This is a genomic window from Mesorhizobium sp. NZP2234 (genome assembly GCF_013170765.1).
Lineage (GTDB): Bacteria > Pseudomonadota > Alphaproteobacteria > Rhizobiales > Rhizobiaceae > Mesorhizobium > Mesorhizobium loti_D.
In genome coordinates this window covers 3055519-3069554 of record NZ_CP033364.1, presented here as the reverse complement: position 1 = coordinate 3069554, position 14036 = coordinate 3055519, and the positions used below count along the sequence as shown (strand labels likewise).

At 65.0% G+C, this 14036-nt stretch carries 13 protein-coding genes; 10 read left to right on the top strand and 3 right to left on the bottom strand.

Translation table 11 applies throughout. The features are described 5' to 3' along the window. Window positions 1-154 precede the first annotated feature (154 nt). Window positions 155-997, bottom strand: a complete 843-nt coding sequence (locus tag EB230_RS15070) for a nucleotide-binding protein (protein ID WP_056571360.1) — start codon at window positions 995-997, stop codon at window positions 155-157. Window positions 998-1312: 315 nt separating this feature from the next. On the opposite strand from EB230_RS15070, the gene rsgA reads away from it, so the two are divergent. Next, window positions 1313-2347: a ribosome small subunit-dependent GTPase A gene (rsgA, locus tag EB230_RS15065; protein WP_244494078.1), complete on the top strand. Its 1035-nt coding sequence runs from the start codon at window positions 1313-1315 to the stop codon at window positions 2345-2347. Window positions 2348-2389: 42 nt separating this feature from the next. Here the strand turns inward: rsgA and EB230_RS15060 are convergent, their stop codons facing one another. After that, a complete protein-coding gene (locus tag EB230_RS15060; RefSeq protein ID WP_056571356.1) occupies window positions 2390-2920 on the bottom strand; it encodes a sterol desaturase family protein in 531 nt (176 codons plus the stop codon). Between the two features lie 189 nt (window positions 2921-3109). Between EB230_RS15060 and EB230_RS15055 the strand changes: the two genes are divergently transcribed. After that, window positions 3110-3574, top strand: coding sequence for an NUDIX domain-containing protein (locus EB230_RS15055; RefSeq protein ID WP_056571354.1), 465 nt, complete (start codon window positions 3110-3112; stop codon window positions 3572-3574). A 31-nt stretch (window positions 3575-3605) separates the two neighbouring features. Here EB230_RS15055 and EB230_RS15050 read toward each other — a convergent pair whose 3' ends face one another. Then, window positions 3606-4793, bottom strand: a complete 1188-nt coding sequence (locus EB230_RS15050; RefSeq protein ID WP_056572115.1) for a Gfo/Idh/MocA family oxidoreductase — start codon at window positions 4791-4793, stop codon at window positions 3606-3608. Between the two features lie 119 nt (window positions 4794-4912). Here EB230_RS15050 and EB230_RS15045 point away from each other — a divergent pair, with 119 nt between their 5' ends. The 8 genes from EB230_RS15045 (at window position 4913) to EB230_RS15010 (ending at window position 14015) form a co-directional block, all read left to right on the top strand. Continuing rightward, window positions 4913-5806 carry a MurR/RpiR family transcriptional regulator gene (locus EB230_RS15045; RefSeq protein ID WP_056571352.1) on the top strand — a complete coding sequence of 298 codons (894 nt, stop codon included), beginning with the start codon at window positions 4913-4915 and terminating at the stop codon, window positions 5804-5806. A gap of 78 nt (window positions 5807-5884) precedes the next feature. Then, window positions 5885-6667, top strand: a complete 783-nt coding sequence (locus EB230_RS15040) for an SDR family oxidoreductase (protein ID WP_056571349.1) — start codon at window positions 5885-5887, stop codon at window positions 6665-6667. Continuing rightward, complete coding sequence (locus EB230_RS15035; protein ID WP_056571347.1) at window positions 6664-8208, top strand: mannitol dehydrogenase family protein; 1545 nt, start codon at window positions 6664-6666, stop codon at window positions 8206-8208. The genes EB230_RS15040 and EB230_RS15035 overlap by 4 nt, the downstream gene beginning before the upstream one ends. A gap of 20 nt (window positions 8209-8228) precedes the next feature. After that, window positions 8229-9146, top strand: a complete 918-nt coding sequence (locus tag EB230_RS15030) for a sugar phosphate isomerase/epimerase (RefSeq protein WP_246738963.1) — start codon at window positions 8229-8231, stop codon at window positions 9144-9146. 88 nt (window positions 9147-9234) lie between these two features. Further along, window positions 9235-10269: an ABC transporter substrate-binding protein gene (locus EB230_RS15025; RefSeq protein WP_056571345.1), complete on the top strand. Its 1035-nt coding sequence runs from the start codon at window positions 9235-9237 to the stop codon at window positions 10267-10269. Between the two features lie 241 nt (window positions 10270-10510). Further along, window positions 10511-12061: a sugar ABC transporter ATP-binding protein gene (locus EB230_RS15020; protein ID WP_056571343.1), complete on the top strand. Its 1551-nt coding sequence runs from the start codon at window positions 10511-10513 to the stop codon at window positions 12059-12061. Then, window positions 12058-13032, top strand: coding sequence for an ABC transporter permease (locus tag EB230_RS15015; protein WP_056571341.1), 975 nt, complete (start codon window positions 12058-12060; stop codon window positions 13030-13032). Before EB230_RS15020 ends, EB230_RS15015 begins: the two co-directional genes overlap by 4 nt. Beyond that, complete coding sequence (locus EB230_RS15010) at window positions 13029-14015, top strand: ABC transporter permease (protein WP_056571339.1); 987 nt, start codon at window positions 13029-13031, stop codon at window positions 14013-14015. The genes EB230_RS15015 and EB230_RS15010 overlap by 4 nt, the downstream gene beginning before the upstream one ends. The last annotated feature ends 21 nt before the right edge of the window (window positions 14016-14036 follow it).

The window sequence follows — 14036 nt, the reverse complement described above, 5'->3', positions numbered from 1 at the left end:
CGGGCACACCAGCCTCCAGACAGTTGACAGGATTGAGTGTCGAAATTTCACAATGGAAATAGACCGCCTGACAGGTAAATCATCTTGCAGCCGGATAATGAGATATCGTACGTTCCGATTTACAGTTTATGCTCACTTAATTCATTCAGATTGGCTACAGCGCCTTGTTAAGATCGATCAAATATCCAGCCGCCTTCAGTTCCTTCGCAAGTAAAACCTTCCAAATTCCGGAATCGTCAACCTTCGTGTAGATCACACCATCGAAATCACTCGGGGTTTCGACATCACCTCTTACTAGGGCAGCCACATTGGAGGGCCCCAATCGGCCAAGAAAGAAGCCCAATTCGAGGATTACATTTTGGCGGGCGCGTTTCATTCCCGATACCAGCTCATCGTCCGGTGACATAAGGACAATAGCGAACCCAATACTGTCCGCTTCGTCTCGAAATTTCTCAATTATGGTCCGCCCTTTATTGGCCTGCTCGTGGAGAATGATAGGCTCATAACCAAGTCTCGTCACAAAACGGGCGACAGATTCCTTCGTTCCGTTATCATGGCCATGGACGATAAAGATCTTGTTTGACCGATTCCCATCGAATACAGCCTTCTGAAGCCGCTCCCCACCAGATAGATCCGCCGCCTCCTCTATTCTTTCATCAAGTAGACGGATTGCCGCCTGCAGCAATTGAATAGAACGATTTCGATCTTCCGCAACATGCTTTACCTTGTCATGGTAAGCAACATCACCTCCCAATATAAGCGGCCAATCGAACTTAGAAGCCGGGAAATACCGATTATACTCGATACTTCCTTTTCCAAAGGTCTCGTCAAGAGCGGTTTCTACCGACGTCGACAATGGTCGCACTGTGGCCCAAGGGTCATTTTGATCAAGGGTCTTGGGATCGAATTCCGTAACCTCGGCCAGGCGCTTCTCCAGGCGGCGCTTTCCACGTCGCATGTCGTCGGGGGTTAGGTGAGCAGACTTTGGAGCGTCCATGCTAGGTTTTCGTACCACTACCGAATCCTTCGAAAAACAGATGAACTCGAAGCAGAGAAAGCAAAGATGTCACGCTGAGGCAACAGACCTCGCCCTGCCAAAAGCGTAGTACACTGGATTAAGTTATCGCGGGGCACCAGAAAAGGTGATGACACGACCACCCAAGCCCGGCCGTCGCCGTGAAATGCTTGCCAAACCGCGCCATGCCGCCCATACAGCCTCTCGGGCGGATCGCGCATCCTGAGAGGTCCTCGCCTCTCCCATCTCGCCGGGATACTGTCCGATGTCCGCGACGCCGTACCCTTGGTCGAAGCCTTGACGGCCTCCTCCCCAGCCTCGTCACCATCGCTTGTCCACCTTGGCTGGTCGGATTTCTTCGCCGATCAGCTTGAACTGGGCGAGGCAAGCCTGATCCCGACCCGCATCGCCATGGTCCACCGTGACCGGCTGAGCGGCCTGTCCCAGGCAGGGCAAACCGACCTGACGCTGGCGCCGCAGGCCACCACCGGAGACTATGCCGTCGGCGACTGGGTGCTCGTCGAGCCGCATGATCAGCTTGTGAAGCGTCGCCTGACCCGCAAGACGGTTCTGGAGCGCCGCACCCAGGGCGGCCGGGTGCCGCAGCTGGCCGCGGCCAATGTCGACACGCTGTTCATCGTCACCTCCTGCAATGCCGACTTCAACATCGCGCGGCTCGAGCGCTATCTGGCGCTGGCCAACGAGGCCGGAACGACACCCGTCATCCTGCTGACCAAGGCCGACACGGCTGAAGACGCCGAGGCGTATCAGCGCCAAGCCGCCGCGCTGCAGCGCGGATTGACCGCGGTGACGCTGAACCCGCGCATAGCGGGTGCCGCGACCGCCCTCGCCGCCTGGTGCGGCGCGGGGCACACGGTGGCGCTGATCGGTTCCTCCGGCGTCGGCAAATCGACGCTGGTCAACACGTTGGCCGGATCAGCGCGGCAATCGCCGCAGCAGACCGGAGCCGTTCGCGAACACGACGACAAGGGACGCCACACCACCACGGCACGGTCGCTGCATGCCATTGCCGGCGGCGGCTGGGTGATCGACACGCCGGGCATGCGCACGCTGCAGGTCAGCGACGTCGGCTACGGCATCGACACGCTGTTTGCCGAGATCACCGAGCTTGCCCCACTTTGCAAGTTCCGCGACTGCACCCATGTGCACGAACCGGGCTGCGCGGTGCAGGCTGCCATCAAGGCCGGCACGCTCGATCCCGAGCGCCTGGCCCGCTGGCGCAAACTGTCCGGTGAAAACCAGCACAACACGCCGGTGCGGACAGGACCACGCGGCGCCAAGTCCTCCGCCGGCCGCGGCAAGCGGCGCTGAACGGCCGCCCTACTGCCCTACTGCCCTACTGCCCTACTGCCCTCAAAGCCGGGCCGTGCCGAAAACCCTGTCCCAGAAAATCGACGTCACACCGAAATTGGCGGTGTCGTCGATATGGTGGTGCACGGCATGGCGGCGCTTGAGCGTGTAGAGGTAGCTCGGATGCGAGGGATGCCAGTGATGGATCATGTGATGAACGCTGATGTACCAGAGATAGCCCAGCATCAGCCCGCAACCGACCGCGCTGGCGATCGCGAAATCCGAGAGCATCCAAACGGGCAGTACGATCAACGCATGCACACCGAGACTGAGCCAGGTCGGCGTGCCCACAGAACTGCGCTCCTCGACATGATGACGATCGTGCAGATCCCTGATGTAGGGAACGTGATGAAGGACGAAGCGGTGCAGGACGTATTCGATCAGCGTCCACAGGCCCAGGCAGATAAGCACCGTGCCGATCCAGTCCGGGGCGCTCTCTTCGCCTGCCTCGATCAGCCCGGCGATCCCCAGTACGGCGATCACCAGCGGATAAACCACGAAATCGCTGTAGTAGCCGATCAGACCCAGTTGCATTTCGGACGTCCCACCTGACTTCGACGCAACCCAAACCATGCTGTCAGATTGCAAGCCCCCGCAATGGGGTGCAATGCGGATGCACCTGACATAACGTCGCAATCTCCCGGCGCAAGACCGGCGCCCATGATCCACGCAGAATCAGGTGAGCGCCGACTTCGCACCGGCGCCGCAAACGGACACACAAAAATGGCAAAACGCAGTGCAGGCCTGCTGATTTATCGCCGAGGCGATGGCGATGTCAGCGTGCTTCTGGTTCATCCCGGCGGCCCGTTCTGGGCGAAGAAGGACGACGGCGCCTGGTCGATCCCGAAGGGGCTGGTCGGCGAAGACGAGGACGAACTCGCCGCGGCGCAACGCGAGACCGCGGAAGAGCTAGGCATCAAGGTCGGCGGACCTTTCACGCGCCTCGGCGACTACAGGCAGCCGGGCGGCAAGATCGTCATCGCCTGGTCCGTCGAGACCACAACCGGGATCGATGTGGCCGCCATCAGCAGCAATACCTTCACCATGGAATGGCCGCCGCGATCCGGGTCGATGAAGGAATTTCCCGAGGTCGACAGAGCCGGCTGGTTCAGCCTGCCCGAGGCCGAGGTGAAAATCCTTGCCGGGCAGCGCCCGATGCTGGCTGACTTGGCGAAGCAACTGGGCTGAGTGATCTCCCCGCTTGTCGAGAGATCCGCTGTCATCCTCCAAACCGTGCCGCCGTCCAGGCCCCGCCTGCGGCATTCGACTCCACCGCCGCCGCGACAAACTTCACTCCCCGTGCGCCATCGACCACGTCGGGCACCTGTGCCGCGCGTGCCGGATCGACCGTACCGCCAGAGCGATGGGCGCGGATGATATCAGCGGCGTCGCGATAGAAATTGGCGAAGGCCTCGATATAGCCTTCCGGGTGCGCCGCCGGCATGCGCGACACGCGCCGCGCCTCCGCCGTCGATCCGTGGCCGCCGCGCACCAGCGTGCGGGTTTCCTCGCCATAGGGCGAAAAGCGCAATTCCTCCGGCCGCCCACCCGACCATTCGAGCCCGGCCTTGTCGCCATGGATGCGCACGGAGAGATCATTGTAGTGGCCAGGCGAGGTCTGGCTGGCCAGGATCGTGCCGCGCGCCCCGTCCGTCCAGCGCACCAGCACATGCGCGTTGTCGTCGAGCCGGCGCCCGGGCACGGCGGTGAACAGGTCGGCCGAGACCGCCTCGGCCTCGCGCCCGGAGATGAAGCTCGCCAGGTTGAAGGCATGCACGCCGATATCGGCCAGGACGGCGGACTGCCCTGCCCTTGCCGGATCGGTGCGCCACTCCGCCTGCTTCTGGCCCTCGGCGTCGATCGGCTTGGTCAGCCAGTCTTGGATATAGGCGCCATGCACCGACACGATCCGGCCGAGCTCGCCCGCCATCACCATTTCGCGCGCCTGGCGCACCATGGCGTAGCCGGTGTTGTTCAGCGTGACGACGAAGCGGCGTTTTTTCGCCTTCGCCAGCGCCACCAGCGCCTCGGCATCGCCGAGCGTCGTCGACAGCGGCTTGTCGCAGATGACGTCGATGCCGGCCTCGAGGAAGGCGGTGGCGATCGGCGCATGCAGATGGTTGGGCGTGACGATGACCACCGCCTCGATACCGTCCGGCCGCGCGGCTTCGGCCTTGGCCATGGCATGGTAGTCGGCATAGCTGCGTTCCGGCGCGATGCCGATCTCGGCGGCCGAAGCGGCGGCGTTCTCCGGGTCGGACGACAGCGCGCCGGCCACCAGCGCGATCTGGTCGTCGAGGCGCATCGCCAGCCGGTGCACCGCGCCGATGAAGGCATTGCGGCCGCCGCCGACCATGCCGACCCTCAGGCGCTTGCCCGCCGACCCATCCGATGTTGCGTAGACCATGTTATTTCCTCCGGGCAGATCATTGGCGACGCGCCAAGCCTCAAGCTCGGCTACCACTTTCGAACATAATTTCCAATTTCCATATTGTAATACGATCGTGCCGCGCTAGCCTGAACATCATGAGTGGGGCGGGCAAATCATCGGGACGGTCTCTCAGCGACGAGGCGGCGACGCGCAAGCGCGGGCGCTCGCTGGCGGCATTGGGCTATATCCAGCCGCAGACCTATGAGGAGCTGCGCGCGGTGCTGTCGTCCGGTACCGTGCATTTCCCCAAGCGCCTGCGCCAGGTGGCGATTTTCCTTTGGCAGCATCCGAGCGATGTCGCGCTCGGCACCATCGCCCAGGTGGCCGCACAGGCCGGCGTGCAGCCGTCGACCCTGGTGCGCTTCGCGCAGATCTTCGGCTATTCCGGTTTTTCCGATTTCCAGGGCCTGTTCAAGGAGCACATCAAGGGGTCGTGGCCGGATGGGCGCGGCGAGCCTCGGACCGAGGCCGAACCCAATGCTCTCCTGCATTTCCTGCATGGCATGGTCGGCGCCTCGCAGGCCTCGCTTGGCCGCGTCGAGGCGGGCTTCGACGTCGGGAGTTTCGAGAAGATGGTGGAGGTGCTGGCGGCCGCCGACCTGATCTATGTCATCGGCTCCAAGCGCGCCTTCCCTGTCACCACCTATCTGTCGCTGACGCTCTCCCAGCAGGGCGTGCGCAACGTGCTGGTCGACAATGTCGGCTCCACCGCGCTCGACCAGGTCGGCTGCATCGGCGGCCGGGATGCGGTGCTGGCGGTGTCCTTCAGCCCTTACAATTCGATCACGCCCGACCTCGTCGCGGTGGCGCATGAGCGCAAGGCCCGCATCGTCACCATCACCGACAGCACGTTCAGCCCGCTGATCCGGCTGTCGGACAGCTGGCTGGAGGTGGTGGAATCCGACTTCGCCGGCTTCCGCTCGCTGGCGGCGTCGCTGGCCGTCGGCATGGCGCTGGTCCAAGGCGTCGCGGCAAAGCGCGGCACATGAGGTGGTGCTGGCACAATTGACTATCGGGAATTGTCGTTCCATATTTCAAAAAATAGAAACTTTGTTCCGGGAGGAGGAATGGAGATCAGGCTCGACGGCAAGGTGATATTGGTCACCGGGTCGACGCAAGGCATCGGCCGCGCCATCGCCGAGACGCTGGCGCGCTCCGGCGCGGCCGGGCTGCTGGTCACCGGCCGCGAGAAGTCGCGTGGCGATGCGGTGGCGGCCGAGCTTTCGCGGCTGGGCACGCCGGCAGTCTTCGTCGCCGCCGACCTCGGAGACCCGGCGACCCCTGCCCTTTTGGCGCGGGCCTGCGTCGAGCGCTTCGGCCGCATCGACGGTCTCGTCAACGCGGCGGGGCTGACCGACCGCGCCTCCTTCCTCGATGCCAGCCTCGACGATTGGGCCTCGCTGTTCGCCGTCAACGCGCGCGCGCCCTTCTTCCTGATGCAGGCGGCCATCGCCGACATGAAGAAGCGCGGCGAGCGCGGCGCCATCGTCAACATCCTGTCGATCAATGCCCATTGCGGCTCGCCCGAGCTTGCCGTCTATTCCGCCACCAAGGGCGCGCTGGCGACGCTGACCAAGAATGCCGCCAACGCGCATCGTTTCGACCGCATCCGCGTCAACGGCATCAATGTCGGCTGGACCGACACGCCGGCCGAACGCACCATGCAGTCCGAAACGCTCGGCCATGGACCGGGCTGGCTCGACGCCGCCAACGCCGCGCAGCCTTTCGGCAGGCTGCTCGAGCCGGGCGATATCGCCAGCCTCGCGGTCTTCCTGCTTTCCGACGCGGCCGGGCCGATGACCGGCGCCGTCATCGATCAGGAGCAGTCGGTGATCGGGGCGAACCGGTGAACGCTGCTCCCAACTCGCCGGAAACGCTCGGGCCGGCCTTGCTTGACCGGCTTCCGTCCGCGGTCCAGACACCGTCCTATGACCGGGCGGCGTTGACGCCCGGCATCGCGCATCTCGGCGTTGGCGCCTTCCACCGCTGCCACCAGGCCGAATACACGGACGACCTGCTCTCGCTCCAGTTCGACCGCTGGGGCATCGTCGGCATCAACATCCGCCCGCCCCGCCTTGCCGACACGCTTGGCCGTCAGGGCGGGCTCTATACGCGGCTGATCCGCGAGAACAGCCATGTCGAGGCACGCGTCATCGGCAGCATCGTCGAAGTGGTCGACAGCCAGGACAGCGCCGCGCCGGCGCTCGACGTGCTGGCCTCCCCCGACATCGAACTGGTGACGATGACGGTGACGGAAAAGGGCTATTGCCACATCCCGTCCAGCGGCGCGCTCGATCTCGGCCATCCCGATATCGTCCATGATCTCGCCAACCCGCAAGCACCGCGCAGCGTGCCCGGCATATTGACGCGGGCGCTGGAACTGCGCCGCGCCACGCATGGCCGGAAGCTGACGCTGCTCTCCTGCGACAACATCCCGACCAATGGCGTCATCCTCGAAAATGTCGTGCGGACCTTTGCCGAACGGCGCGGCAATGGCCTGGCCGACTGGATAGCGGCCAACGCCGCCTTCCCTTCGGCCATGGTCGACCGCATCGCACCGGCGGTGACCCAGGACGATCTCGACAGCGTCGAACAATGGTTCGGTTACCGCGATGCCGCCGTTGCCGTCGGCGAGCCGTTCCGGCAATGGGTGATCGAGAAGAAATTCGCCGGCCGCATGCCGCGCTGGGATCTGGCCGGCGCGACCTTCGTCGAAGACGTGACGCCGTTCGAACATCTCAAGATGCGGGTGCTGAACGGCGCCCAGACGACGCTTGCGACCCTCGGCGTGCTGGCCGGACTTGAACACACATTCGATGCCGTCGCCGACCCGCTGCTGTCGGTCTTCGTGCACCGCATGCTCGTCGAGGAAACGCTGCCGACGCTGATGCCGGTACCCGGCATGGAGCCGCTGGCTTATGTCGAGCAAAGCCTTGGCCGGCTGAGGAACACGGCGATCCGCCACCGCAACCACCAGATCGCCACCGACGGCTCGCAGAAGATCGTGCAGCGTCTGCTCAACCCGATCCGCGACCGCTTGCGGCAGGGCCAGGGCATCGACCTTCTGTCGGTGCCGGTCGCCGGCTGGATGGCTTACCTCGTCCAGGCCTCGGCCCGCTTCGGCAAGCGCTGGCCGGTGTCGGACCCCTATGCCGGCAAGGTCGCCGAGATCGCGGACATGACCGGGCGCGATGCACCGGCGCTGGCCTGCGCCATTCTCGCGATCGACACGATTTTCGACCCTGGCCTCGCCGCGAACGCTACCTTCCGCGAGGCCGTGACCTCGGCGCTTGGCGCGTTGCTGTCGGACGATCCGATGGCGGGTGTCAGGCACAGTCTTGAACAAGATGAGATCGCGAGGTTGAAGCGATCCAAACAATCGGCATTATAGGCACTGGCTTTAGGGGAGGCATGATGAAACTTGGTGTGCTTACGGCACCGTTCGCGCAGACGCCGCTTGGCGAGGTTGCCGGCTGGGCGAATTCCGTCGGCTTCGAGGCGCTGGAGATCGCCTGCTGGCCGAAAACATCTGGCGCGACCCGCCGCTATGCCGGCACCAGCCACATCGACGCGGATGGCACCTCCCCCGCGCAGGCCAAGGAAATCGTTGCCTCGCTGGCGCAGAAGAACCTCACTGTCTCGGGCCTCGGCTACTATCCCAACCCGCTGCATCCGGATGCCGCGCACCGCGAGGCGGTCATCGGCCATCTGAAGAAGGTGATCGTGCTGGCCGCCAATATGGGCGTGCCGGTCGTCAACACCTTCTGCGGCGGCGATGCGTCCAAGACGGTCGACGTCAACTGGCAGGACGCGCTGAAGATCTGGCCCGAAATCGTCGCCTATGCGCGCGGGCACGGCGTCAAGCTCGCTTTCGAGAACTGCCCGATGATCTTCAGCCATGACGAATGGCCGGGCGGGCACAACATCGCCTATTCGCCGCAGGTCTGGCGCCGCATCCTGGAGACCTGGGGCGGCGATGTCGGCATGAATTTCGACCCCTCGCACCTGGTCTGGCAGATGATCGACCAGGCCCGCTTCATCAGGGAGTTCGGCCCCTACATGCTGCATGTCCACGCCAAGGACCTGATGATTGATCATGATGGTTTGTACGAGCGCGGAATCCTTTCGGCTGGCATAGGCTGGCAGGTGCCGCGCATGCCGGGGCTGGGCGATGTCGACTGGAGCGGCTTCTTCTCCGGCCTTTACCGCGCCGGTTATGATGGATCCGTCATCATCGAACACGAGGACAGGCGATTTGAAGGCAGCGACGACCAGGTGAAGCGCGGTTTCCTGCTCGCCCGCGACGTGCTGCGCCCCTTCGTCAAATGAATGAGAGCGCGCCGCATGACTCACTTTGTCAGCGGCGTGTTCCAACAGGTTGAAACTGAAACTGAAAACAATGTGGAGGAGTATTGAAATGAAGAAAATCCTGACCATGGTCCCGCTACTGGCGGGCGCGGCCTTGCTGGCCTCGGTGGGCGTCTCGTCGGCCGCCGGCAAATACACGATCGGCATTTCCAACACCGTGCAGGGCAATGGCTGGCGCGAGGAGATGGTCTGCGCCATGAAGGCGCAGGCGCTGGCTTCGGGCGAAGTCGCCAAGCTCAACATCGCCCACCGCAACACCGACGCCGCCGGCCAGTTGGAAGATATCCGCAACCTGATCAGCGCCAAGGTCGACGCCATCGTCGTCAACCCCGCCGATCCGGCCGGCATCAAGGCGGGCCTGGAGGAAGCCACCAAGGCCGGCATCGTCGTCGTCGCCGTCGACCAGGCGGTCACCGAACCGTCGGCCTACATCATCTCCAACAACCAGGAGCAGTATGCCTATCTCGGCGCCAAGTGGCTGTTCCAGCAGATGGGCGGCAAGGGCGAGGTGTTCTACATGCGCGGCGCCGCCGGCGCTTCCGCCGACTCTGATCGCGACAAGGGCTTCAAGAAGGCGCTGGCCGAATTCCCCGATGTGAAGGTCGCGCAGGAAGTCTTCACCGGCTGGCAGCAGGACCAGGCCAAGCAGCAGATGCTGTCTTTCCTCGCCACCGGCACGCCGTTCAACGGCGTCTGGACGTCGGGCATCGACAACGTCATCGTCGACGCGCTGGTTGAATCGCAGGCGCCTTTGGTACCGGTGGTCGGCGCCGACAATGCCGGCTTCGTCGGCCAGTTGAGCTCGGTCAAGGGCCTCGTCGGCGCTGCCGTCACCAACCCCGGTTCGATCGGCGGCGCGGGTGTGACGCTGGCCTTGCAAATCCTCGACGGCAAGAAGCCGGCACAGCAGACCGTGCTGGTCGACCCGCAGCTGTGGGAAAACGCCACCGAAGAAGGCAAGGCCAAGCTGAAGGCCGCCGCCGACCCCTCGCTCAGCCCCGAATGGCCGGTCTCGATCTCCATCCCGGACTGGACGACGTACACGAAGGACCAGATCGTGGCGTGCAAGGGTCCGGGCGAGTAAGGGCTGCGCCTCTGCCTTCTCCCCTTGTGGGAGAAGGTGGATCGGCGCGCTAGCGCCGAGACGGATGAGGGGTGTTCCAGGGAACGCCGACGCCTCACTCCGCTGGAACACCCCTCATCCGTCGCCTTCGGCGACAGCTTCTCCCACAAGGGGAGAAGGTGGAGCTTTTCAGCAGTACGCCGCGCACAAGCCTGGCGTACTGGTGCATTGAGCAGATCCCATAAATCGAGACCCGAACCATTTGACCACCAGCCCCCTCCTCGACGCGTCAGGCGTCGCCAAGAATTACGGCGCGGTCGCCGCATTGCGCAACGCATCGCTCTCCGTGCTGCCGGGCGAGGTGCATGCGCTGATGGGCGCCAATGGCGCCGGCAAGTCGACGCTGGTGAAGATCCTGACCGGTGCTATCCAGGCCAATGCCGGGCGCATCCTGATCCGGGGCGAGGCGCGTGACATACGCTCGCCCGCCGCCGCCCGCCGCGCCGGACTGCTGCCGGTCTACCAGGAGCCGTCGCTGATCCCCGATCTCGACGTTCTATCCAATCTGCGGCTCACCGGCACGCCGGTGGAGCCGTTCCGCGCCTGGGTGCGCGAGCTCGGCATAGCCGACCTCGACCTGCGCGACACCGCGCGCGACATTCCGCTGGCCGTGCTGCGCGTGCTTGACCTTGCCCGCGCGCTGGCCGTCGAGCCCGATGTGCTGCTGCTCGACGAGATGACGGCCGCGCTCCCGGCCAACCTCGCCGAAAAGGTGCTCGAAGTGGTGCGCCGCCAGGGCGACGCCGGCCGCGCCGTGATCTTCATCTCGCACCGCTTCGTCGAGATATCGGCGCTCTGCGACCGCGCCACGGTGCTGCGCGACGGCGAGACCGTCGGCGTCGTCGACATCGTGCCGGGCATCGAGGAGAAGATCGTCGAGCTGATGCTCGGCACCCGCATCGTCAAGACCCATGTCGCCGCCCGCAGCGCCGCCGAGAAGGCCGCGCCCGCCCCTGCCCAACCGCGCATCGCCGTGAAGAACCTGCGCGTCGGCACCAAGCTCAACGACGTCTCCTTCGATCTTGGGGATGGCGAGGTCGCCGGCGTGGTGGCGCTGGAAGGCCAGGGCCAGGACGAATTGTTTTCCGCCCTTGCCGGTTCGATCCGGCCCTCCGGCGGCACGATCGAGGTCGACGGCCATCAGGTGAAATTCTCGCATCCGATCGACGCCATCCGCTCGGGGATCGCCTATGTGCCGGGCGACCGTTCCGAGGCGCTCGCCATGCAGCGTTCGGTGCGTGAGAACATCGCCCTGCCCTTCAGCGCCGCGCTGCGCAACTGGGGCCCCATTCCCATGCGCCGCGAGCGCGCCAAGGTGCTCAGCGCCATCGAGCGGCTGCAGATCGACACCCGCGCGCAAGGCGAGGTGCAGCGCCTGTCGGGCGGCAACCAGCAGAAGGTGACCATCGCCCGCTGGATCGCGGCCGACGCCCGCACCATCCTGTGCTTCGACCCGACGCGCGGCATCGATGTCGGCACCAAGCAGGAGATCTACAAGCTGCTGCGCGAACTTGCCGGCCACGGCAAGTCGGTGCTGTTCTACACCTCGGAACTCGAAGAGGTGCAGCGCGTCTGCGACCGCGTCATCGTCATCTTCGGCGGCCGCCTGGTCGACATCTTCCCGGTCGAGGAGGCCGACGAACCGGCGCTGATGCGCGCCGCCTACGGCCTGCCGCGCGGCGCCAAGGCCGATGTCGGCATCCTGGCGGCCCCCACCGCCAATGCCTCCGATGCGCCGGAGGCGAAGCCATGAGCCATTTCCTGCGCCGCCAGGGCTGGGTCATCGGCCTGTTCGCCCTCCTCGTCGTCCTGTTCATCGCCACCAAGCTGATCCAGCCCGGCTATGGCAGCGGCGATTTCGGCTCGCTGGCGCGGGCCGTGCTGCCCTACGCCTTCGCCGTCGCCGCGCAGACGGTGGTGGTCATCGCCGGCGGCATCGACCTGTCGGTCGCCGCCATGATGGCGCTGACCAGCGTCACCGCCGCCTCGATGATGGCGGGCGCGTCGGAAGAATACGCGCTGTTCGTCGTGCCCTTCGTGCTCGCCATGGGTTTCGTGCTCGGCGCGCTCAACGGCCTGTTGATCGTCGTCACCCGCGTGCCCGACATCGTCGTCACGCTCGCCATGCTGTTCGTGCTGCAGGGCGCGGCCCTCCTGGTGCTCGATGCGCCGGGCGGCGCCGCCGCCGAATGGCTGAAGGCGCTGATCTCCGGCACCGTGCCGATCCCAGGCCTGCCCGACGCCATCGACGCCTGGCTGCCCAAGGCGCTGCTGGTGCTCATCGTCTGCCTCGCCATCATCTGGATACCGCTGCGGCGCTCGCGCCTCGGCCTCTCCATCTACGCCATCGGCTCGAGCGAGCTGGCCGCGTTCCGCTCAGGCGTGCCGGTCAAGCGCACCCGCATCATCGCCTATGCGCTGTCGGGCCTCTTCGCCGCCTTCGGCGGGCTGGCGCTGACCATGAGTACCGGCATCGGCGCGCCCATCCCCGGCCCCTATCTCCTGGCCAGCGTCGCGGCGGTGGTGCTGGGCGGCGTGGCGCTCGGCGGCGGCAAGGGCGGCCTGCTCGGCCCGATCATCGCCGTCTTCGTGCTGCGCCTGGTGCGCACGGATCTCACGCTGCTAGCCATCGACCCCAACGTCACCGCCATCATCGAAGGCGCCATCATGGTCGCCGTCGTGATGTTCGGCGCGTTCATCACCATGCGGAGCCGGCAACAATGAGCAACGCCGCGACTGTTCCCCAAACCATCCCCTTCGGCCGCCGCCTGAAGCGCTTCATGGCCGACCGGCCGCTGGTGCCGCTGATCATCCTGCTCGTCATCCTGGTGGTGATCCTGCAGATCCTGCGCCCCGGCATCGTCAACGAGCGCTGGATCGCCAACACCATCAAATTCGCCATTCCGCTGGCGATCCTGGCCGGTTGCCAGACCATGACCATGCTGACCGGCGGCATCGACCTGTCGGTCGGCACGGTGGCGACGATGAGCGCCTTCATCATGGCGACGCAGATCGTCAACCAGGACCCTTCCATCGCCTTCCTGCTGGCGATGATGCCGGCCCTGCTGATCGGCCTCGTCAACGGCATCGGCGTCGGCGTCTTCCGCGTCCATCCGCTGATCATGACGCTGGGCACCAGCCTGATCGGTACCGGCTGCCTGCAGGTCTACCAGCGCACGGTGATCGCGTCGGGCGCCAAGATCCCCGACTTCCTGGCCTGGCTCGGCACCGGCGTCACCTACGGCTTCCCCAACGCCTTGCTGCTGTTCATACCGCTGGCTGCCCTCATCGTCTTCACGCTGGCCCGCACCGGCTTCGGCCGCCTGCTCTACGCCGTCGGCGACAATGAGCGCGCAACGCGCCTGTCGGGCGTGCGATACTGGCAGGTCATCACCGCGCTCTACATCACGTCAAGCGTGCTCGCCGGCATCACCGGCCTGCTCTATATCGGCCTGATCAAGGCCCCATCGCTCTCGCTGGCCGAACCCCTGGTCCTGCCCTCGGTCGCCGCCGCCGTCATCGGCGGCACCTCCATCTTCGGCGGCCGCGGCGGCTACACCGGCACCATCATCGGCGCCCTGATCCTCACCGTGCTGACGACGCTGCTGACGATCCTGCAGATGCCGGAGGGGGCGCGGCGGATCTTGTTCGGGCTGATCGTGCTGTTTGTCACGGCGGCTTATTTGCGGATTGTGGAGGAGCGGTGAGAGTTGATAAAGCCCGCAGAG

Coding starts and splice junctions, on each gene's coding strand:
- EB230_RS15070 (WP_056571360.1), bottom strand. CDS start 997: ATGGACGCTCCAAAGTCTGCTCACCTAACCCCCGACGACATGCGACGT.
- EB230_RS15060 (WP_056571356.1), bottom strand. CDS start 2,920: ATGCAACTGGGTCTGATCGGCTACTACAGCGATTTCGTGGTTTATCCG.
- EB230_RS15055 (WP_056571354.1), top strand. CDS start 3,110: ATGGCAAAACGCAGTGCAGGCCTGCTGATTTATCGCCGAGGCGATGGC.
- EB230_RS15050 (WP_056572115.1), bottom strand. CDS start 4,793: ATGGTCTACGCAACATCGGATGGGTCGGCGGGCAAGCGCCTGAGGGTC.
- EB230_RS15045 (WP_056571352.1), top strand. CDS start 4,913: ATGAGTGGGGCGGGCAAATCATCGGGACGGTCTCTCAGCGACGAGGCG.
- EB230_RS15040 (WP_056571349.1), top strand. CDS start 5,885: ATGGAGATCAGGCTCGACGGCAAGGTGATATTGGTCACCGGGTCGACG.
- EB230_RS15030 (WP_246738963.1), top strand. CDS start 8,229: ATGATGAAACTTGGTGTGCTTACGGCACCGTTCGCGCAGACGCCGCTT.
- EB230_RS15025 (WP_056571345.1), top strand. CDS start 9,235: ATGAAGAAAATCCTGACCATGGTCCCGCTACTGGCGGGCGCGGCCTTG.
- EB230_RS15015 (WP_056571341.1), top strand. CDS start 12,058: ATGAGCCATTTCCTGCGCCGCCAGGGCTGGGTCATCGGCCTGTTCGCC.
- EB230_RS15010 (WP_056571339.1), top strand. CDS start 13,029: ATGAGCAACGCCGCGACTGTTCCCCAAACCATCCCCTTCGGCCGCCGC.